The organism is Xylanimonas allomyrinae (assembly GCF_004135345.1).
GTDB classification, from domain to species: domain Bacteria; phylum Actinomycetota; class Actinomycetes; order Actinomycetales; family Cellulomonadaceae; genus Xylanimonas; species Xylanimonas allomyrinae.
Genome location: NZ_CP035495.1, coordinates 3251459 through 3272028, shown reverse-complemented (window position 1 = coordinate 3272028; position 20570 = coordinate 3251459). Strand labels below are relative to the sequence as shown.

The following is a 20570-nucleotide window of genomic DNA, read 5'->3' as shown; positions in this document are numbered from 1 at the left end:
CATGCTCTACGCCGACGCGGCCGCCACCACGCCCGTACGACGCGAGGTGCTCGAAGCGCTCTGGCCCTACCTGACCGGCGAGTTCGGCAACCCGTCGTCGACGCACGACCTCGGGCACCGGGCCGCGACGGCGCTCACGTCCGCCCGGGCGGACGTCGCGGCGGCGTTCGGCGCGCGGCCCGGCGAGGTGATCTTCACGTCGGGCGGCACGGAGGCCGACAACCTCGCGGTCAAGGGGCTCGCGCTCGCCGCGCCGCGGGGTCGGCACGTCGTCACGTCGGCGATCGAGCACGAGGCGGTGCTGGAGTCCGTCGCGTACCTGGAACGGTGCCACGGGTTCGCGGCGACCGTGCTGGCCCCGGCCCCCGACGGCACCGTCACCCCCGACGCGCTGCGCGCCGCCCTGCGCCCCGACACGACCCTCGTGACGATCCACCACGGCAACAACGAGGTCGGCACGGTCCAGGACGTGCGCGCCCTCGCGGCCACCGCACACGAGGCCGGCGCGCTCTTCCACACCGACGCCGTGCAGTCCGCGGGCTGGCTCGACGTCTCGCTGGCCGGGCTCGGGGTCGACGCACTGTCCGTCTCGGGTCACAAGCTCGGCGCCCCGAAGGGCGTCGGCGCGCTGCTGGTGCGCGCCGGGCTGCCGCTCGAACCGCTCGTCCACGGCGGCGGGCAGGAGCGCGGGCGCCGGTCCGGCACCGAGAACGTCGCGTTCGCCGTCGGGCTCGCGGCGGCCGTACGCGCGCTGCCCGCGTTGCGGGGGCGGGCGGCCGACGTGGCGGCGTCACGCGACACACTCGTCGCGGGGGTGCTCGCGCGTGTGCCCGGCGCCGTCCTGACCGGGCCGGACCCGCGGGCGGCGCACCGAACCATGGGGGCGGCGACCCGCCTGCCGGGCCACGCGAGCTTCTGCTTCCCCGGCACGAGCGGCGAGGCGGTGCTGCTGGAGCTCGAACGTGCCGGGGTGGTGACGTCGAGCGGGTCGGCGTGCGCGGCCGGGCGCGACGAGCCGTCGCACGTGCTGCTCGCGCTGGGCGTGCCACCCGAGGTCGCGCAGACGGCCGTGCGGTTCACGGTCGAGGCGCCCTTCGACGCCGGCACGCTGGTCGCCGCCGTGGTCGATGCGACGACGGCCGTCGGGCGCCTCGGAACCTGACCTTCGCTCCCGGGGCCGGCGATCAGCGACGACGGCGACCGCCCCGGTCCCGGGCGTCGATCCGGGGCCGGGGCGGTCGTCGCCGGGCGTCGCTCAGCAGCTCTCGAACGGCACCGACCCGGGCCCGCACAGCGGCGGCGCGTCGCCGCAGGTACGCGAGCACGCCCGGGTAGGTGGAGCGGAACACCTCGCCGAAGTCGGGACGGTTCGCGGCGGGGCTCACGGGCCGGTCCTGGTTCTCATCCCTCTTCATGGTCGGTCACGGGCACTGTGCAACACCCCCGCGACGCTCGCCCCGGCGCGCGCACATGCGCGCACCGGGCCGGGCGGGCCAGCATGGGGGCATGGACCTGCCTCGCGGACGGCACACCGCGCCCGACACCCCCCGCCCCGAGCAGCCGCCCGCGCAGGCCTCGGCGCGCGACCTCGTGCGGACCTACGGGTCCGGCGACACGCAGGTGCGGGCGCTCGACGGCGTGTCCGTCGACTTCGCGCGCGGGCGGCTGACCGCGATCATGGGGCCGTCCGGGTCGGGCAAGTCGACGCTCATGCACTGCATGGCCGGGCTCGACACGCCCACGAGCGGCACCGTCGTCGTCGACGGCGTCGAGGTGTCGTCGCTCAGCCAGCGCAAGCTCACCCGGCTGCGGCGCACCCGCATCGGGTTCGTGTTCCAGGCGTACAACCTCGTGCCGACGCTCACCGCGGCGGAGAACATCACGCTGCCGCTCGACATCGCACGCGCGCCCATCGACCCGGCCTGGTTCGACGAGGTGGTCGACGCCGTCGGCATGCGCGCACGGCTGCACCACCGCCCCAACGCGCTGTCGGGCGGTGAGCAGCAGCGTGTCGCGTGCGCGCGAGCCCTGGTGGGGCGCCCGTCCGTGGTGTTCGCGGACGAACCGACGGGCAACCTCGACTCACGGTCCTCGCGCGAGGTGCTGACGTTCCTGCGCCGCAGCGTCGACGACCTGGGCCAGACCGTCGTCATGGTCACGCACGACCCGCGTGCCGCGTCCTACGCGCACCGCGTGCTCATGCTCGGCGACGGCCGCATCACCGCCGACCTCGACGCCCCCAGCCGCGAGCAGATCCTCGCCGCCGTCGGAGCCGAGGACGACGACGAGCCCGCACGTCCACCCACAGGCATGCACGCGCTGGTCCCCGCCGACGAGCCCGCGCGTCCGCCCACGGGCATGCACGCGGCGATCCCCGCCGACGAGCCTCCGCGCCCCGCCACGGACGCCCCGGCCGGGGCGGAGACCGCGACCCCGTGATCCGGGTCGCCCTGCGCGGCGTCCGCGAGCACCTGGTCCGGTTCAGCCTGTCGGTGCTCGCGGTCACGCTCGGCGTCGCGTTCGTCGTCGGCACGTTCGCGTTCCGCGGCATGCTCGCCGCGACGTTCGACGCGATCATCACGACGTCGGTCAACGCCGCGGTCTACGTCCGCGGGGCCGAGGCCGTCGCGACCGACCTCGCGAACCCGGGAGCCGCCCCCACGTCGCCCGTGGGATTCGGTGCGCAACGCAGCCCGGTCGCCGCCGCGCTCGCCGACGACGTCGCGGCCGTCGACGGCGTCCAGCGCGTCGTCCCGGACTACTCGGGCCCCGTCGTGCTCGTCGGCGCCGACGGCACCGCGGTCGTGACCTCGGGCCCGCCGTCGCTGGCGTTCGCGATCGACCCCGAGTACCCGACCGCCCACCTCACGACGGGCGAGTGGCCGGGCGAGGGTCAGATCGTGCTCGAGACCGGTGCCGTGCGCGCCTCGGGCCTGCGCACGGGGGACGCGACCACGGTGGTGATCGGGGACTCGCCGCGGCAGGTCACCGTCTCGGGCACGTTCGCGATCGACGCCTCGGCGGCCGGCGCCGTGCTCGTGGGCGTCGACGCCGCCACGGCCCGCGCGGTCTTCGCCCCGGACGGGCAGGTGCCGCAGCTGTCCGTGTACGCCGATCCGGGCGTCGACGAGGCGACGCTCGCCGCCCGCGTCGCCGCCGCGCTGCCCGCGGGCTCCGGCGCGCAGGCCGTCACCGGAGAGACGGTCCGCGCCGAGTCACGCGCCTCGATCCAGGAGGTGCTCGGGTTCCTGCAGACGTTCCTGCTCATCTTCGCCGCGATCGCCCTGGTGGTGGGCGCGTTCATCATCACCAACGCGTTCGCGATGGCGGTGCGCGAACGCCAGCGCGAGAACGCGCTGCTGCGCGCCGTCGGCGCATCCCCCGCGCAGGTCTTCGCCTCGGTGCTCGTGCAGGCGTTCGCGGTGGGGCTCGTGGGGGCTGCCCTCGGGGTGGGTGGCGGCGTGGGGCTGGTGCACGGCATCCGCGCGGTGCTGGCCCGGTTCGGCATGCAGCTGGGCAGCGACGTGCCGCTGTCGGCGGGCGAGGTCGCGGTGGCGGTCACGCTCGGCACCGTGCTGTGCCTGGTCGCCGCGGCGCTGCCCGCACGCCGCGCCGCGCTCGTGCCGCCCGTGCAGGCGATGCGCGACGACGTCGCCCCGAGCGCGGCACGGGTGCCCGCGCGCTGGCCGGGGCGGTGCTGGCGATCGCCGGCAGCGGGGCGCTGGTGCTCGCCTCGCGGCTCGGCTCCGCGCTCGACGCCCGCGTGACCGGCTGGGGGTGGGTCGACGCCCTGCCGCCGCGCTGGGTGCTGGGCGTCGGCGCGGGACTGCTGCTGCTCGGCGTGCTCGTCGGCTCGCCCGCGGTGGCCCGGGGCGTGCTGCGTGTGCTCGGCGCCCCCGCGGCCTGGCTGCTGCGCCCTTTTGGCGGCCTGGCCCGCGGCAACGTCACACGCAACCCGCGCCGCACCGCGGCGACGGCGGGCGCGCTGCTCATCGGCATGGCGCTGGTCGCGTGCACGGGGGTCATCGCCGCGTCGACCGAGGCGTCGGTGAGCACCGTCGTCCACACCGAGCTGAGGGCTCCCCTCCTGGTCGACTCGGCCACGATGCAGCTGCCCGCCGACGCGGTTCCCGCCGTGCGCGCGGTGCCGGGCGTCGGCGCGACCGACGTCGTCCGGCTCGCGACCACGGGCGCCGCGGCGGGTGACGGTGAGGCCCGGTCGGTCGAGGTCGCGGGCGTCGCCGGAGGGTTCTTCGCCTCGGCGCTGCGCGTCGACGCCCTCCAGGGCGACCCCTCGACCGCGCTCGCCGACGGGGAGGCCGCGGTGGTGCGCCGCACCGCGCGCACCCTGGGCGTGCAGGTCGGCGACGAGCTGCGGCTGGGTCTCGGCGCGCACCGTGTGACCGTCCGGGTCGGCGCCGTCTTCGACAGCCAGGTCGTCGGCACGGGCATCGTGCTGCGCGACGACGTGTTCGACGACGTCGTCCCCGCCGGGCAGGCACGCGTCCGGGCGGTCTACGTCACGCCCGCCGACGGCACCGACGTCGGCGCCGTGCGCGCCGACCTGCGCGAGGCCGTCGCACCGTTCCTCGTCCTGACGGTGCGCGACCGCGACGAGACGGCCTCGGCCGTCGCCGACCAGGTCGACCAGGCCATCGCGATCCTGTACGCGCTGCTCGCCCTGTCGATCGTCATCGCGCTGCTGGGCATCGTGAACACGCTCGCGCTCAGCGTCATCGAGCGCACGCGCGAGATCGGCCTGCTGCGCGCCGTGGGGCTGGGGCGGTTGCAGCTCGCCGCGGTCATCGCCCTGGAGTCGGTGCTCATCGCGGTGTACGGCACGGTGCTGGGCGTGGCCACGGGCATCGCGGTGAGCGCCGCGCTGCCGGGGGTGCTCGCCGACGAGGGGCTCAGCCGCCTGGCCGTCCCCTGGGGGCAGGTGCTCGCCGTCCTGGGCGTGGCCGTCGTCATCGGGCTCGTGGCGAGCATCGGGCCGGCCGTCCGCGCGGCACGGCTGCCCGTGCTGGAGGCCGTGACGGTGGACTGAGCCCGCCGGAGCCCTACTTCGCCGCAGCCTTCTTGCGCGGAGCCGCCGGCTTGCGCGCCGTCGTGCGCCGCTTCGCCGGGCCCGCGGCGCGCTTCTCGGCGAGCAGCTCGATCGCACGCTCGGGGGTGATCGACTCGGGCGTGACGTCGCGCGGCAGGGTCCGGTTGGTCTCCCCGTCGGTGACGTACGGGCCGAAGCGACCGTCCTTGACCACGATGGGCTTGCCGCTCGTCGGGTCGTCGCCGAGCTCACGCAGCGGCGGCTGAGCGGCCCCGCGAGCCCCACGCCCGCGCTTCGGCTCGGCGTAGATCTTCAGCGCCTCGTCGAGCGTGACCGTCAGGAGCATCGCCTCGGACGCGAGCGTGCGCGAGTCGGTGCCCTTCTTGAGGTAGGGCCCGTAGCGGCCGTTCTGCGCGGTGATCTCGGTGCCCGACTCGGGGTCGACGCCCACGACGCGCGGCAGCGACAGGAGCTTGAGGGCGTCGTCGAGCGTGACGGTCGCCAGGTCCATGTCCTTGAACAGCGACGCCGTGCGGGGCTTGGGCTGCGCGGCCAGCGCCTTCTTGCGCGCGGCGGCCGACAGGCCCTCGGCGAGCACGGGCTCGGGCAGCACCTCGGTGACGTACGGGCCGTAGCGTCCGGCCTTGGCGATGATCTCGTGGCCCGTGGCCGGGTCCGCGCCGAGCGAACGCCCGTCGTCCCCGCCCGCGGCGAGCAGCTCACGCGCCTTCTCGACCGTCAGCTCGTCGGGCGCGAGGTCGTCGGGCACCGAGGCGCGAGGCGGGTTCTCCCCCTCGGCGACCGGTGCCGACAGGTCCTCCAGGTACGGCCCGTAGCGGCCCACGCGCACGCGCAGCCCGTCCCCGATCTCCACGGAGTTGATGGCCACCGGGTCGATCTCGCCGAGATTCTCCACGAGGTTCTTGAGCCCGCCCGCGGTCCCCGAGCCGGCGGCGGGAGCGTCCGCCGACCCGCCGAAGTAGAACTCGGTGAGCCAGGCGACGCGCTCGCGCTCGCCCGCCGCGATCTCGTCGAGGTCGGCCTCCATCGCCGCGGTGAAGCGGTAGTCGACCAGCGAGCCGAAGTGATCCTCCAGGAGCCGGGTCACGGCGAAGGCCAGCCAGGTCGGGATCAGCGCCTGCCCGGCCGTGCGCACATACCCGCGGTCCTGGATGGTCGAGATCGTGGCGGCGTACGTCGACGGGCGGCCGATGCCGAGCTCTTCGAGCGCCTTGACGAGCGACGCCTCGGTGAAGCGCGCGGGCGGGGTGGTGGAGTGCCCGTCGGCGCTCAGGTCGCGCGCGTCGAGCGCGTCACCCTCGGCCATGCGCGGCAGGCGGGCGTCCTTGCCCGTGGTCGCGGCCTCGGGCGCGTCCTCGGTGTCCGAGCCCTCCTCGTACGCGGCGAGGAACCCGCGGAACGTGATGACGGTGCCCGACGCCGAGAACACGGCGTCGCGCCCGGCGAGATCGCCCGCGGCACCGGACAGCGCGGCCGCGAGCCGCACCGATGCCGTCGACCCCTTGGCGTCGGCCATCTGCGAGGCGACGGTCCGCTTCCAGATGAGCTCGTACAGCCGGAACTGGTCGCCGGTGAGCTCGCCCGCCACCTGGGCGGGGGTGCGGAACGAGTCGCCCGCGGGGCGGATCGCCTCGTGCGCCTCCTGGGCGCCCGCCGACTTCGACTGGTAGAGCCGCGGCGCCCCGGGCACGTACTCGGTGCCGTACAGCTCGGCGGCCTGGCGCCGTGCGGCGTCGATCGCCTCGGAGCTCAGCGCCGGGGAGTCCGTACGCATGTACGTGATGTAGCCGTTCTCGTACAGGGACTGCGCGGTGCGCATGGTCGCGCGTGCGTTCATGCGCAGCTTGCGCGAGGCCTCCTGCTGCAGCGTCGAGGTCGTGAACGGCGCGGCCGGCTTGCGCGTGTACGGCTTGGTCTCGAGCGAACGTACAGAGAACCCGGCACCGTCCAGGCCCGCGACGACGGCGTTCGCCGTCGCCTCGTCGAGGTGGACGACACCGGTGCGGACCTTGAGCCGCCCCTTGTCGTCGAAGTCGCGGCCCGAGGCGACGCGCTCGCCCGCGACACCCGTCAGGCGCGCGGTGAACAGCGTGCCGGCGTCCTCGCCCGACGTCGGCGCGAACGACCCGGTGACGTCCCAGTACGACGCCGCGACGAACGCCATCCGCTCACGTTCGCGCTCGACGACGAGGCGTGTGGCGACCGACTGCACCCGCCCGGCCGACAGGCCCTGGCGGACCTTGCGCCACAGCACGGGCGAGACCTCGTAGCCGTACAGGCGGTCGAGGATGCGGCGCGTCTCCTGCGCGTCGACGAGATCGGTGTCGAGCTCACGTGTGCTCTCCAGCGCCCGCAGGATCGCCTCGCGGGTGATCTCGTGGAACACCATGCGGCGCACGGGCACCTTGGGCTTGAGCTCCTGGATGAGGTGCCACGCGATCGCTTCGCCCTCGCGGTCCTCATCGGTCGCGAGGAACAGCTCGTCGGCCTCCTTGAGCGCCTTCTTGAGCTCGCGGACCTTGGCCTTCTTGTCCGCGTACACCTCGTAGTAAGGCTCGAACCCGTTCGTGACGTCGACGGCGAACTTGCCGAACGGGCCCTTCTTCATCTCCGCCGGAAGCTCGGAAGGCTGCGGAAGGTCACGGATGTGCCCGACGCTGGCTTCCACCTCGTAGTCCTTGCCGAGGTAGCCGGCGATCTTGCGAGCCTTGGTCGGCGACTCGACGATCACGAGCTTGCGTGGCATCCGTTCCTGCTCTCCGGGGTTCCGTGCGGGCCGGGCGCGGCTCCGCGGGTGTTCACGGTACGCCCCCACCGTCCGGGCACCTTACCCGTGGCCGCCGCTGGGCGTCGCGCGCACTCACGGACCGGCGCGGCTCGCGCGCCTCCGCGAGCCCGGTGGGTGAAAGGCTCAGGTGGGTCCCGGCCGCGCCGTCGCCTGCCGCAGCAGCAGCATCGCCGCGAACGCCGCCGCCGTCACCGCGACCACCCCCGCGACGCCTCCGGTGTAGGCGGTGACCTCCCCGGAGAACGGCACCCCGCGCCCACCGCCGTGCAGGTCGCCGAGCGCCACGAGGGCGCCGACGCCGGCACCCGCGGCGCCGAGCACGAGGAGCCCGGCCGTCGCGAGCGAACCCCGCAACGGCATGCCCGCACCCGGGCGGGCGACGTCGAGCGACGACCGTGAGCCGAACACGCAGACCGCCGCAGCCCACGCGAGCGTCACCAGCAGGGCGGCGACGACGTCGGAAGGCCGGTGCCACTGCCCCACCAGCGTGGACACGCCCATGGCGGCCGTCCAGAGGGCGCCGAGCACGGCGACCACGGGCCGCCAGGCGCGCGGGACGACGAGGAGCAGCGCGAGCGCGACCGACGCCGCGACCGTGGTGTGACCGCTCGGGAGCGTGTTGGGCCCGCTCCACCCGGGCAGCAGGTGGGGCCGGTCGTAGACGAGCTTCTTCAACAGCTGCGTCGTCGCGTTCGCGCCCCCGACGAGCACGGCGACCTGGAGGGCGAGCGCCCAGCGCCGGCGCGCCAGCGCCACGGTCATGGCCACGACGATGCCCGCGACGACGAAGGCCACGGAGACGACGTCGAGCACGGGCTCCGCGAGCGTCCACAGGCGGTACTGCCCGTGCTGCGCACCCGTGAGCGCGAGCTGGTCGACACGCTGGCCCGCCTCGGTCGCGACGAAGACGGCCCACACGAGGTGGACGCCCAGCGCGGCGACGACCGCGACGAGCGCGGACAACACCCGCGGCACCGTCCGGGGCACGGCGTGCACCAGAGGCACGGGGTACCGAGGAGCGGTCTGGGTGGCGTCGAGCATGGTAAGACCGTAGCGAAAGGATGTGGGGAGGCCGTGATCGTGCGGGACGGGCCGCGCGGCGACCCGGCGCGAACGTGCCACCGCGGGCTCAGGCCGGCCGCAGGAAGCCGTCGCGCACCAGCCCGCGCACCGCGGGAAGCAGCTCGGCGCGCAGGGCGTCCGCGTCGACGTCGACGAGGGCGGCGACCGCCCCCGCGATCTGCCCCACCGTGAGCTCGCCGTCGCACGCGCCGACCAGCGCGGCGAGGGCCGTCGAGGCGTGGACCCCGCGGCCCAGCCCGTCGCCCTGCCGCACGACGACGACGTTCGGGTCCGGCAGGCCCGGGGTGAGGTACCGCTCCTCGGTCACGTCCGCGGCGACCTCCAGCCGTGAGTGCGCGAGCGACTCGTCGGTCCGGGCCGCGAGCCACTCGTGCGCCGCGAGCGAGGCCGCAAGATGCGCGCCGAGGGGCTGCCGTACCGCGCCCGTGTGCTCCTCGATGCGGCGCAGGCGTGCGCGCTCGGTGGCCGGGCGCCGCAGCGTGACGATGCCGAACCCGATCGCCTCGACGTCACGCGACGCGAAGTCGTCGAGCCACGCCCCGTATGCGGCCGCCCACCCGTCCGGGTCGCGGTCGGGGGTGGTGCCGCCGTCGCGGATCCACGTCTCGGCGTACTCGGCCGGGTCGAGCACCTCGCGCTGGATCACCCAGCCGTCGAGCCCCGACGCGTCGAGCCAGGCTCCGACACGCTCCGCCCACGGCTCGCCACGCCGGTGCTCCCAGTTGCCCAGAAGCTGGGCCGTCCCACCGGGCGCGAGCACCGCACCGACGGCGGTGACCAGGTCGCGCACGAGGTCGTCGCCCGCGCGGCCCCCGTCGCGGTACTCGAAGTCGCCCAGGGCGTCGTGGACGGCGCGGCCTGCCGCCCCGGAGTGCGGCGTGATGACGAACGGCGGGTTCGACACCACGAGGTCGAAGGCCTCCCCGCGACCGGCTCGAGCATCGACCCGAGCCGCAGGTCGAACGCGTCCGCGTCCCCCAGGTTGAGACCCGCGTTGAGCCGCGCGAACGCCAGCGCCCGAGCCGAGACGTCCGTGCCGACGACGGCGCCCGCGTGCCGCGACGCGTGCAGCGCCTGGATGCCGCACCCGGTGCCCAGGTCGAGCACGCGCCCGACCGGCTCACGCATCGTGACCTGCGCGAGCATGAGCGACGCCCCGCCCGCGCCGAGCACGTGGTCGTTGGCGATGGCCCCGCCCCGGGCCAGCTCGCCCAGGTCGGAGGCGAGCCACCAGCGCACGTCGCCGCGCGCGTCGGTGGCCGCATAGGGCGCGAGGTCGACGGCGGCGCGCACCGCGGCGTCGTCGCCCTGGCCGGCAGCGATCGCGAGGCCCGCACGCACGAGTCCGTCGGCGCCCGTGGCCGGGAGCGCCGCGTCGAGCGCGGCGCGCGGCACCTGGCCGCCCAGCAGGAAGAGCCGGGTGAGCGTGGCCCGCGGGTCCCAGGAGCGTGGCGCGCGGCCACCGACGGCGGCCTCGACCGCCCGGATCGCGGGCAGCGCCTGCTCGCGGTGCAGCGCCGCCACCCCCAGGCTGCCGACGAGGTCGGCGACGCCGTCGACGGTGTAGTCGGCATCCTCCAGGTCGGCACGGAGCGCGGCGAGCGCGGCGGCGTCGGCGGCAGGGACGCTCACGGCGCGACGCAGCCGCCGGAGACGAACTGCGTGATCTTCTCGCCGGCGGCGGTGGCCGCCTTCGTGTCGTCGGCGGACACGGCGTCGGCCATCGCGGCGGAGACGGCACCGGCGTCGCTCGCGTCGACGTCCTCCAGGCCCTTGTTGACCCGCGCGAGGTAGCGGGCCATGGCCGACCACGGCTCGGCGATCGCCTCGGGAGCCTCGACGCCCGTCATCGCCTCGGCCGCGACACGGAAGGAGTTGACCAGCGCGCGCGGGTGGTCTGCGCTGAGGTTCACCAGCGCCTGGTTGGTCTGGTTCCACGCGGCCTGCAGAGCAGCGCAGTCCGCCTCGGGTGTGGCGTTCGGCTCGGCGGCCGGCATCTCGGCGCCGCCGCCGTCGGACTCGGGCACGACGGCGTCCGGGGCGACGACCACCGCGGACGACTCCGACGTGGGCTCGCCCGACCCGGAGTCGTTCGCGCCGAAGGGTCCGCTGCAGCCGCCGAGCAGGACGGTGGCGAGCACCCCCGCTGAGACGAGGGCCGCCACGGCGCGCACGCGGGGCGCGCGGGGCTGTACCGGCCGGAAGGGAAGCATCCGTCCATCGTCACCCACCGAGCGCGTCAGATGAAATCGCGCGGCGCGGTTCAGGGCAGAAACCGCGCCAGATCTCACCCGCGAGACATCTCGCCTCAGCCCGCGCAGTCGGTGTGCAGGAACTGCGTCACGCGCGCCGAGGCCGCGGTGACCGCGCCGGTGTCGAGCCCGGCGAGGGCGGTGTCGACGGCGGCCACGATCCCGTCCGCGTCCGCGGGGTCCACCGGAGCGACGGCCTGGGCGACCGTGTCGAAGAAGGACCTCACGGCGGTCCAGTCCGCCGCGACCGCGGCCGGCGGGGCGACGTCCGCCAGCGCCCGGCTCGCCCCGACGAACCCTGCCCGCAGCGTCGCCGGATCCTCGGCGTCCATCGTCACCTGCCGCGCCGCCGACTCCGTCCAGGCGACCTGGGCGGCGGCGCACTGCTCGGGCGTCGCAGCGACGGGTTCGGGCGCGGCCTCGGGGACCCGGTCACCGGCCGCGCCCGCTCCCAGGCCCGCGACGAGCGCGGCGCCCGCCACCGTGACGAGCGCCAGCCGACGGTCGAGCATGCGGGGGACGGCGAGGCGGCGACCGCGCGGAACACGCACGGCGAACCGTCGCGTCGTGGCTCGCTTCATGGCGGGAGGGTAGCGCGGAGCCCGGCGCGCGCCGAATGCCTGATCGTGCACTTGACCAGGGCGGGACGCTCGGGTGATCCTCCGCGCGTGACGTCCGCGACGACCGCCCTGTGGGTCGACCCCGAACACGACCCGCGTTCCACCGGCCCCGAGCCCTCGGGCGAGAAGGAGACGGTCTGGGAGTACCTGTGCCGCTACCGGATGACGCTCGTGATGAAGTGCGACGGCCTCGACGCCGAGCAGCTCGCACGGCGGTCGGTGCCGCCGTCGGCGCTGTCGCTGCTCGGGATCGTGCGGCACCTCGCCAACGTCGAGCACCACTGGTTCCAGCGCGTGCTGAACGGCCGGCACACGCCCGGTCCGTTCGAGCTGCCGGAGGTCGCCGACCACGACTTCGCCGGCGCGACGGCGACCGACGCGTGCGTGACCGAGGCGTGGGACGCGTGGGGCGAGGCGGTCGCGGCGTCCGACGACGTGTTCTGGTCGGAGGAGATGGACCGCGAGGTGCCGTTCGCGGACGGCACGGTCGAGGCTCGTGACGTGCTGGTCCACCTGATCGAGGAGTACGCGCGGCACATGGGCCACGTTGACCTGCTGCGCGAGTGCATCGACGGACGCACGGGGCTCTAGGCCGGTCGACGCCTGCGCCCGCGGGCCCTCGGCGCCGACGCGAGAACGGCCCTAGCGCCCTTCCGCTGCCAGCGCCTCCTCCTCGGCCCGCTCCGCCTCCTCGTCGACGCGCGCCGCGCGCAGCCGCGAGGCGATGACGGCGCCGAACGCGACCGCCGCTGCCACGCACGCGAGCCCGACCCGCAGCCAGTGGTTGGCGTCGTCGGGCACCGACATCGCGACCACCGCGGGGGCGATGAGCACCGCGACCAGGTTCATGACCTTGATGAGCGGGTTGATGGCCGGGCCGGCGGTGTCCTTGAACGGGTCGCCGACGGTGTCGCCGATGACGGTCGCCGCGTGAGCCTCCGAGCCCTTGCCGCCGTGGGCGCCGTCCTCGACGATCTTCTTCGCGTTGTCCCAGGCGCCGCCCGAGTTGGCCAGGAAGATCGCCATGAGCACGCCGGCACCGATGGCGCCCGCGAGGAACCCGGCCAGCGGCCCGACGCCGAGGCCGAACCCGACCGCGATGGGCGCGAACGCCGCGAGGAGGCCGGGCGTCGCAAGCTCGCGCAGCGAGTCGCGCGTGCAGATGTCCACGACCCGGCCGTACTCGGGCCGCTCCTCGTACGTCATGATCCCGGGGTGCTCGCGGAACTGGCGGCGCACCTCGTAGACGATCGCGCCGGCGGCGCGTGTGACGGCGTCGACGGCGAGGCCGGAGAACAGGAACACCGTCGCCGCACCGAGGATCACGCCCACGAGCGTGACCGGCGAGATGATCTCGAAGCTCAGCATCGCGTTGACCAGCCCGGCGCCGCGGTGACCGACACCGGCCACGGCGCGCTCGACGGCGTCGGCGTACGAGCCGAACAGGGCCGTCGCGGCGAGCACGGCCGTCGCGATGGCGATGCCCTTGGTGATGGCCTTGGTGGTGTTGCCGACGGCGTCGAGGTCGGTGAGCGCCTGCGCACCCTCCTCGTCGACGTCGCCGGACATCTCGGCGATGCCCTGCGCGTTGTCGCTCACGGGCCCGAAGGTGTCCATGGCGACGATGACGCCGACCGTCGTCAGCAGCCCGCAGCCCGCGAGGGCGATGAGGAACAGCGCCAGCCACACCGAGCCGCCGGCCAGCAGGAACGCCGCGCAGATCGCGGCCGCGATGATGCCCGCGGTGTACACGGCCGACTCGAAGCCCACGCCGATGCCGGACAGCACCACGGTGGCCGCGCCCGTGCGCGACGTCTGGGCGACGTGCAGCGTCGGCTTCGACGTCGTGCCCGTGAAGTAGCCCGTGATCCACAGGATCACGCCCGCGAGCAGCACGCCGACGGCGACGGCCAGCGCCGCGTCGACGCGCGGGTCGGCCGACAGCGAGCCGAGCGCGCCGAGGTCGGCGGTGCCGCCCCCGCCGAGCAGGTCGTCGAACGACGACGGCAGGTACGCGAACGCCGCGACCGCAGCAAGCACCACGCCCACCACGGCGGAGATGTAGAAGCCCCGGTTGATCGCCTTGAGGCCGTTCTCGGTGCCCCGCACCCGGGTCACGAGCACGCCCAGCAGCGCGACGAACGCACCGATCGCGGTGACCATGAGGGGGAAGACCATGCCCTGCTCGCCCATCGCGGCCCGGCCCAGGATGAGGGCGGCCACGAGCGTGACGGCGTAGGACTCGAAGAGGTCGGCGGCCATGCCGGCGCAGTCGCCCACGTTGTCACCGACGTTGTCGGCGATGGTCGCGGCGTTGCGCGGGTCGTCCTCGGGGATGCCCTGCTCGACCTTGCCCACGAGGTCGGCGCCGACGTCGGCGGCCTTGGTGAAGATGCCGCCGCCGACACGCATGAACATCGCCAGCAGCGCCGCACCGAAACCGAAGCCCTCGAGCACGACCGGCGCGTTCTCGCGGTAGACCAGCACCACGAGCCCGGCCCCCAGCAGGCCCAGCCCCACGACGGACATGCCGACGACGCCGCCCGTGCGGAACGCGATCTGCGCGCCCCGGTTGCGCCCGCCGTGCTCCGCGGCCGCGGCGGCGACACGGACGTTCGCACGCACGGCCAGCCACATGCCGAGGTACCCGATGGCGGCCGAGAACGCCGCGCCCACGAGGAAGGCGATCGAGCGCCCCAGACGCACGCCGCCGTCGCCGGGCAGCAGGAACAGCAGCGCGAACACCACGACCGCGAACAGTGCCAGCGTGCGGAACTGCCGGTTGAGGTAGGCGGCCGCGCCCTCCTGCACCGCCTTGGCGATCTCGCGCATCGCAGGGGTCCCCTCGCCGGCCGCGAGAACCTGCCGTCGCAGGACGAAAGCACAAACCAGGGCCGCGACCCCGATCGCGGTGACCACCGCGACGATCACGACGCTTCCGGTACCAAGCGTGAGCATCCGTCCTCCTTGACGACGCCTCCCCCGAGGCGGTGAAAGGACCCGCCGGCGTCGTTGACGACGGGATGCCGGGAGTGTACCCACAATGTGACGGTTCTCACGAGAGGGTGTGAAGAGCGCGACAACGTGGCCCACGACATAGCGCATGCGAGACTGCGGTGCATGCCGATCGCCGCCGTCCCCGCCCAGGCCCGCGCCCACGTCGAGGACCTGGGCGCATTCGTCACCGCCTCACCCTCGTCGTTCCACGCCGCAGCCGATGTCGCAATGCGCGCACGAGCGGCCGGGTTCGCCCCGCTGGACGAGACCGACGCCTGGGCGATCGAGCCCGGCGGCCGCTACGTCGTCGTGCGAGACGGCTCCGTCGTCGCGTTCGCCGTGCCCGCCCACGCCGGGCCGACGACCCCGTTCACCGTCCTGGGGACGCACACCGACTCACCCGGCTTCAAGCTCAAGCCCCGCCCCACCACCGGCGGACACGGGTTCTGGCAGGCCGGCGTCGAGGTCTACGGCGGGCCGCTGCTCAACTCGTGGCTCGACCGCGAGCTCGAGCTCGCGGGACGCCTCGTGCTGCTCGACGGCAGCGAGCACCTGGTACGCACCGGGCCGCTGCTGCGCCTGCCACAGCTCGCCGTCCACCTCGACAGGTCGGCCAACGAGAGCCTCACGCTCGACAAGCAGCGCCACACCCAGCCCGTATGGGGACTGGGCGACCCGTCCGAGGCCGACGTGCTCGCGGCGCTCGCCGCGACCGCCGACGACGGCGCCGGCGTCGACCCGGCCGCGATCGGCGGGTACGACGTCGTCGTCGCGGACACGCAGGCACCACGTGCGTTCGGGCGGGGGGCGCCCTGTGGGCGTCGGGAAGGCTCGACAACCTGCTGTCGACGCACGCCGCGCTCGCGGCACTGCTGAGCGTCGCGGGCACCGGGCCGAGCGTGCAAGTGATCGCCGCGTTCGACCACGAGGAGATCGGCTCCCAGACGCGGTCCGGCGCCGGCGGGCCGCTGCTCGGCGACGTGCTCACCCGCGTGTCCGCCGCGCTCGGCGCGACCACCGAGCAGCGCGCGCAGGCGTTCGCCGCGTCGTTCCTCGTGTCGTCCGACGTCGGGCACGCCGTCCACCCCAACTACCCCGAGCGGCACGACCCGGCCAACCACCCGGTCGCGGGCGGCGGCCCCATCCTCAAGATCAACGCCAACCAGCGGTACGCGACGGACGCGCACGGCGCCGCGCGCTGGCAGGCCGCATGCGCGGCCGCGGACGTGCCGAGCCAGGAGTTCGTGTCCAACAACGCGATCCCGTGCGGGTCGACCATCGGGCCGATCGCCGCCACACGGTTCGGGCTGCGCACCGTCGACGTCGGGGTGCCGATCCTGTCGATGCACTCCGCGCGCGAACTGACCGCCGTCGTCGACCCGTGGTACCTGACGCGGGCGATGGCGCAGGTGCTCGCCGGCTGACCGGAAGCGCTCAGGCGGCCGTCAGCGACCGCTCGCGGATGCCGCGCAGCATGGCCGCCGTCATCACGAAGCTCATCGGCTGCACCACCTCCGCAAGCACGCGCCCGCCCGCGCCCAGCGGGCGGTACCGCTCGCGGACCAGCAGGCGCGTGCCCGCGTCCACCGGACGCAGCACGAACGCCCACGTGAACGCGTAGGGGGCCGCGCCGGCCCCCGGCAGCGAGCCGTCGCCCTCCAGCACGAGGTGGCTCCCCGGCTCCAGCTCCGCGACGCGCAGCGCCACCTGCGGCGCCAGGTGGACCGGGTCGCCGACGGCCAGGCCCTGCCAGCGCTCCTCGACGCGATCCGCCGAGTGGATGTCGAGGCCGATCATCCGCTCGATCCGGTCGTAGCTGTAGAAGCCGCCGCGCCCGTACCCGAGCTGGACCAGCCACGGCCACACCGCCCGCGGCGGGGCGGCGATCCCGATCCCGCGCGTGGCGACGACGTCGGCGTGCGGCAGGATCCCGTCGCCCGCGAGCACCTCGTCCGCCTCGCCGGCGAGCGTGCCCCACGTCTGGGTCATGCGCCGGGTGAGCAGGGCGGCCCCCACTCCGAGGGCGCAGGTCGCGACGAGGGACGCGGGACGGCCACGGGTTCGGTCCATGACTCGATGGTGCGTGCCCGGCGTCCCTCACGCCAGTGCCGGTGGTCCCGTGCGTCGCTTCGAGCGCCAGGGCCGCCACCAGCCGGCCACGGCCGGGCCACACTGAGGGCGTTCCTGGCGTCGGCGCACGGGTGGGAGGGCACGGTGGCACCGATCGTGACGCATCGGTTCGGGCCGGCGGGCGCGCCCCGCCTCGTCCTGGTCCACGGCCTGACCGACGCGGGCACCACCTGGCCCGACGCCGTCGGCCGGTGGCAGGCCCGGTGGCCCCTCCTGGCCGTCGACCTGCGCGGTCACGGTGCCTCACCGCGCTTCACCGACGACGAGCCGGGCGACGTCGCCCAGCGGTGGACGCGCGACCTGCGGGAACTGCTCGCGTCCTTGCCGGAACCTCCCGCGCTGGTCGGGCACTCGCTCGGCGCGCACCTGTCGCTGAGCGTGGCGGCAGCCGCGCCCGGCCTGGTCCGTGCCGTCGTCCTGGAGGACCCGCCCCTGCCGTGCCCGGGAGACAACGACTCGTTGCCGGAGTTCCAGGCGCAGCAGCACCGGTTCCTCGACGCCTTCGCGGGCGGGACGGACGCCGAGATCGGCCGGATGGCGGCCGAGACCCCCTGGTCCGCACGCGAGATCCACGCCTGGGCCGCGTGCAAGCCGTTCGTCGAGCGGGCGATGATCGACCGGCTCGAACTGCCCGAACGCGACTGGCCGGCACTGCTGGAGACCCTCGCGGTGCCGACGCTGTTCGTGCTCCCTGCGCTCGGGGCTCTGGCGCCGTTCGCAGCCCGGACGAGCAACCCGAACGTCGAGGCCGTGGTGATCGACGGCGCAGGGCACTGCGTCCGGCGCGACGCACCCGCCGCGTACCACGCGGTCGTCGACCCGTTCCTCGCCCGCCACCTGACGGTCGACGGGCCGGCCTCGCAGGCGCGCTGAGCCGCCGGTCGACGCCGGGCCAGCCCGCCGGGCCAGCCCGCCAGGCCCGGACGGCCGGCGCCGGTCGTCCCACCACGGACCTGGGAGGATGAACCCGTGCCCGACGCCCCCCACCCGCTGCTCGACGTGCTGCTCGCGGGCGGCGCGCGAGCCGACCGGCTGACGCACGTGCGCACCCTCCCCGCCCGAGCCGGCCGCACCGCCGACTGGCCCGCGTGGGCCGACCCGGCCCTCGTCGCGGCTTACCGGTCGCTGGGCGTCGGGCGCCCGTGGGTGCACCAGGCCGACGCGGCCTCGGCCGCGTGGTCGGGACGGCACGTCGCGCTCGCCACGTCGACCGGCTCGGGCAAGTCGCTCGCGTTCTGGCTGCCCGCGCTGACCGCCGTCGGGCGCGGGCTGCCGCGGCAACGACGGGGCGCGGTGCTCTACCTGTCCCCCACCAAGGCGCTCGCCGCCGACCAGCTCGCGGCCCTCGACCGCGTCCTGGCGGCCATGCCCGACGACGCCGGGCGCGACCTGCGCGTGGCCACCTGCGACGGCGACACCCCCGCCGAGGAGCGCCGCTGGGTGCAGGAGCACGCCGACGTCGTGCTCACCAACCCCGACTTCCTGCACTTCTCGCTGCTCCCGAACCAGCGGCGCTGGTCGCGGTTCCTGCGTGCGCTGCGCTACGTCGTCGTCGACGAGGGCCACACCTACCGGGGCGTGTTCGGCGCGCACGTCTCCCTCGTGCTGCGCCGCCTCGCCCGGCTCGTCGAGCACCACCGGGGCGGGGCGCTCACGTTCGTCGTCGCGAGCGCGACGTCGGCCGAGCCCGCCGCGAGCGCCGCACGGCTGCTCGGGGTGAGCGCCGACGACGTCGTCGCGCTGACCGCGGACGCGTCGCCGTCCGGGCGGCGCACCGTGGCACTGTGGCAGCCGCCCGAGCTGGCGTCGTTCGCGTTCGCGCGCTCCACGCCCGGCGACGACGACCCGTGGCTGCTGCCCGACCCGCTGGACCCGGGCCACGCCGAGGGTGAGCAGGCGCCCGTGGTGACGGCCGACGGCGCGGCCGACCACCCGCGCCGCACGGCGACCGCGGAGGTGGCCGACCTGCTGGCCGACCTGGCGGCGCACGGGGCGCGCACGCTCGCGTTCACGCGGTCGCGCCGCGGCGCGGAGTCTGTCGCGCAAGCGGCGCGCGACCACCTGCGGCCGGTGTCGGCCGACCTGTCGAGGCGTGTGGCCGCCTACCGTGGCGGCTACCTGCCGGAGGAGCGTCGCGAGCTCGAGCAGGCGATCCGCTCGGGTGCGCTGCTGGGCCTGGCGACGACGAACGCGCTCGAGCTCGGCGTCGACATCTCGGGGCTCGACGCGGTGCTCATCGCGGGCTGGCCCGGCACGCGCATGTCGCTGTGGCAGCAGGCGGGGCGCGCCGGGCGCGCGGGGGCCGACGGGCTGGTGGCGTTCGTGGCCCGCGAGGACCCGCTCGACACCTACCTCGTGACCCATCCCGAGGCCGTGTTCGACGCGCCGCTGGAGGCGACGGTCTTCGACCCGGCCAACCGCTACGTGCTGGCCCCGCAGCTGTGCGCGGCGGCGCAGGAGGTTCCGCTGCGCTCCGAGGACCTGGCCCGGTTCGGCGACCCGGCGCACGTGCGGGCCGTGCTGGACGAGCTGGTCGAGGGCGGGGCGCTGCGACGCCGGCCCTCCGGCTGGTACTGGACGCACGCGCAGCCCGCGGCCGGCATGGCCGATCTGCGCGGCTCGGGCGGACGACCCGTGCGCGTCGTCGAGGCGCCCACCGGCCGGCTGCTGGGGACGGTCGACGCGGGCGCCGCCGACGGCCAGGTCCACGACGGTGCGGTGTACGTCCACCAGGGCACGACGTTCGTGGTCGACCACCTCGATCTCGCCGATCGCGTCGCGCTCGTCGTGCGACGCGACGTCGACCACGGGACGTGGTCGCGCGAGGTCATGTCGATCGTGGTCGAGGAGCCGGCGCCGGACGCCGGGCCGGGGCGGGCCACGACCGGGCGGTCATGGGGGCCGGTCACGTGGGGCTCGGCCCGTGGAGGTCACGAGCCAGGTCGTCAGCTTCGAGCGGCGCCGGCTGCCCGACCTGCAGGTGCTCGGCACCGAGGCCCTCGACCTGCCCGAGCGGACCCTCGCGACGACCGCCGTGTGGTGGTCGGTGCCCGAGTTCGTGCTGCGCGCAGCGGGCCTGGACGCCGACGTCGTGCCGGGTGCGCTGCACGCGGCCGAGCACGCCTCGATCGGGCTCCTTCCCCTGCTGGCGACGTGCGACCGGTGGGACCTGGGCGGCATCTCGACCGAGCTGCACGCCGACACCGGGGAGGCGACGGTCTTCGTCTACGACGCCTACCCGGGTGGCGCCGGGTTCGCCGAGCGCGGGTACCGGCTCGGCGCGGTGTGGTTGCGCGCCACGCGCGATGCGATCGCCGCCTGCCCCTGCGACCACGGCTGCCCGGCGTGCGTGCAGTCGCCCAAGTGCGGCAGCTACAACAGCCCGCTCGACAAGGCCGCGGCGGTCACGCTCCTCGACGCCGTGCTGCGCCACGCGCCGAGCGCCTGACGGACCAGCCGCCCCGCAGGGAGAGCACGTCGGCACATCGGCCGCGGTCGCCGTCGGCTTGGCGGGCGTCGGCTCGCACCCCGCCGGCACCTCCTCTGTCCCGGCCTCGCCGGCCCACGCCGACCCGCGTCCGAGCCCTCGCCGACCCACGCCCGGGCCTGCGCCGCGCAGAGACGAGCCCGGC

General features: G+C 75.2%; 13 protein-coding genes and 3 pseudogenes. 8 read left to right on the top strand and 8 right to left on the bottom strand.

All coding sequences use genetic code 11. The features are described 5' to 3' along the window. The first annotated feature begins 1 nt into the window (after position 1). Positions 2-1162, top strand: a complete 1161-nt coding sequence (locus ET495_RS14725; RefSeq protein WP_129205405.1) for a cysteine desulfurase family protein — start codon at positions 2-4, stop codon at positions 1160-1162. Between the two features lie 22 nt (positions 1163-1184). Here the strand turns inward: ET495_RS14725 and ET495_RS14720 are convergent, their stop codons facing one another. Continuing rightward, positions 1185-1385: a hypothetical protein gene (locus tag ET495_RS14720; RefSeq protein ID WP_129205404.1), complete on the bottom strand. Its 201-nt coding sequence runs from the start codon at positions 1383-1385 to the stop codon at positions 1185-1187. 121 nt (positions 1386-1506) lie between these two features. Between ET495_RS14720 and ET495_RS14715 the strand changes: the two genes are divergently transcribed. Genes ET495_RS14715 through ET495_RS18945 form a run of 3 tightly spaced genes read left to right on the top strand, consistent with a single transcriptional unit; the run spans position 1507 to position 5047 of the window. Then, the gene (locus ET495_RS14715; protein WP_129205403.1) at positions 1507-2439 is read left to right on the top strand and encodes an ABC transporter ATP-binding protein; all 933 of its coding nucleotides are present in this window, start codon (positions 1507-1509) and stop codon (positions 2437-2439) included. Beyond that, on the top strand, positions 2436-3767 hold the full coding sequence (locus ET495_RS18950; RefSeq protein ID WP_245993115.1) for an FtsX-like permease family protein: 1332 nt from the start codon (positions 2436-2438) through the stop codon (positions 3765-3767). The genes ET495_RS14715 and ET495_RS18950 overlap by 4 nt, the downstream gene beginning before the upstream one ends. After that, entirely contained in the window at positions 3695-5047 is a 1353-nt protein-coding gene (locus ET495_RS18945) for an FtsX-like permease family protein (RefSeq protein WP_245993113.1), read from the top strand. Before ET495_RS18950 ends, ET495_RS18945 begins: the two co-directional genes overlap by 73 nt. Before the next feature lie 13 nt (positions 5048-5060). On the opposite strand, the gene topA is transcribed toward ET495_RS18945, so the two are convergent. The 5 genes and pseudogenes from topA to ET495_RS14685 all read right to left on the bottom strand — a co-directional run bounded on the left by topA (position 5061) and on the right by ET495_RS14685 (position 11772). Next, positions 5061-7814: a type I DNA topoisomerase gene (topA, locus tag ET495_RS14705; RefSeq protein WP_129205402.1), complete on the bottom strand. Its 2754-nt coding sequence runs from the start codon at positions 7812-7814 to the stop codon at positions 5061-5063. A 165-nt stretch (positions 7815-7979) separates the two neighbouring features. Then, a complete protein-coding gene (locus ET495_RS14700; RefSeq protein WP_129205401.1) occupies positions 7980-8897 on the bottom strand; it encodes a phosphatase PAP2 family protein in 918 nt (305 codons plus the stop codon). 88 nt (positions 8898-8985) lie between these two features. Continuing rightward, a pseudogene (locus ET495_RS14695) lies at positions 8986-10571 on the bottom strand (DUF7059 domain-containing protein). Next, on the bottom strand, positions 10568-11152 hold the full coding sequence (locus ET495_RS18250; RefSeq protein WP_211340859.1) for a hypothetical protein: 585 nt from the start codon (positions 11150-11152) through the stop codon (positions 10568-10570). Before ET495_RS18250 ends, ET495_RS14695 begins: the two are co-directional and overlap by 4 nt. A gap of 95 nt (positions 11153-11247) precedes the next feature. After that, entirely contained in the window at positions 11248-11772 is a 525-nt protein-coding gene (locus ET495_RS14685; protein WP_129205400.1) for a hypothetical protein, read from the bottom strand. A gap of 87 nt (positions 11773-11859) precedes the next feature. On the opposite strand from ET495_RS14685, the gene ET495_RS14680 reads away from it, so the two are divergent. Continuing rightward, positions 11860-12402, top strand: a complete 543-nt coding sequence (locus ET495_RS14680; RefSeq protein WP_245993112.1) for a DinB family protein — start codon at positions 11860-11862, stop codon at positions 12400-12402. 51 nt (positions 12403-12453) lie between these two features. Here ET495_RS14680 and ET495_RS14675 read toward each other — a convergent pair whose 3' ends face one another. After that, complete coding sequence (locus ET495_RS14675; protein WP_129205399.1) at positions 12454-14769, bottom strand: sodium-translocating pyrophosphatase; 2316 nt, start codon at positions 14767-14769, stop codon at positions 12454-12456. A 162-nt stretch (positions 14770-14931) separates the two neighbouring features. Here ET495_RS14675 and ET495_RS14670 point away from each other — a divergent pair. Beyond that, positions 14932-16232 (top strand): annotated as a pseudogene (locus ET495_RS14670) (M18 family aminopeptidase). Positions 16233-16242: 10 nt separating this feature from the next. On the opposite strand, the gene ET495_RS14665 reads toward ET495_RS14670, so the two are convergent. Further along, a complete protein-coding gene (locus tag ET495_RS14665) occupies positions 16243-16878 on the bottom strand; it encodes an SRPBCC family protein (RefSeq protein WP_129205398.1) in 636 nt (211 codons plus the stop codon). A gap of 144 nt (positions 16879-17022) precedes the next feature. Here ET495_RS14665 and ET495_RS14660 point away from each other — a divergent pair, with 144 nt between their 5' ends. Further along, positions 17023-17811 (top strand): alpha/beta fold hydrolase, encoded by a 789-nt coding sequence (locus ET495_RS14660; RefSeq protein WP_211340858.1) that lies wholly within the window; start codon positions 17023-17025, stop codon positions 17809-17811. Positions 17812-17907: 96 nt separating this feature from the next. Continuing rightward, positions 17908-20386 (top strand): annotated as a pseudogene (locus ET495_RS14655) (DEAD/DEAH box helicase). The last annotated feature ends 184 nt before the right edge of the window (positions 20387-20570 follow it).

Excerpts from the sequence above, each read along its gene's own strand:
- topA (WP_129205402.1), bottom strand. The coding sequence starts at position 7,814 with ATGCCACGCAAGCTCGTGATCGTCGAGTCGCCGACCAAGGCTCGCAAG.
- ET495_RS14715 (WP_129205403.1), top strand. The coding sequence starts at position 1,507 with ATGGACCTGCCTCGCGGACGGCACACCGCGCCCGACACCCCCCGCCCC.
- ET495_RS14700 (WP_129205401.1), bottom strand. The coding sequence starts at position 8,897 with ATGCTCGACGCCACCCAGACCGCTCCTCGGTACCCCGTGCCTCTGGTG.
- ET495_RS18250 (WP_211340859.1), bottom strand. The coding sequence starts at position 11,152 with ATGCTTCCCTTCCGGCCGGTACAGCCCCGCGCGCCCCGCGTGCGCGCC.
- ET495_RS14725 (WP_129205405.1), top strand. The coding sequence starts at position 2 with ATGCTCTACGCCGACGCGGCCGCCACCACGCCCGTACGACGCGAGGTG.
- ET495_RS14685 (WP_129205400.1), bottom strand. The coding sequence starts at position 11,772 with ATGAAGCGAGCCACGACGCGACGGTTCGCCGTGCGTGTTCCGCGCGGT.
- ET495_RS14665 (WP_129205398.1), bottom strand. The coding sequence starts at position 16,878 with ATGGACCGAACCCGTGGCCGTCCCGCGTCCCTCGTCGCGACCTGCGCC.
- ET495_RS14675 (WP_129205399.1), bottom strand. The coding sequence starts at position 14,769 with ATGCTCACGCTTGGTACCGGAAGCGTCGTGATCGTCGCGGTGGTCACC.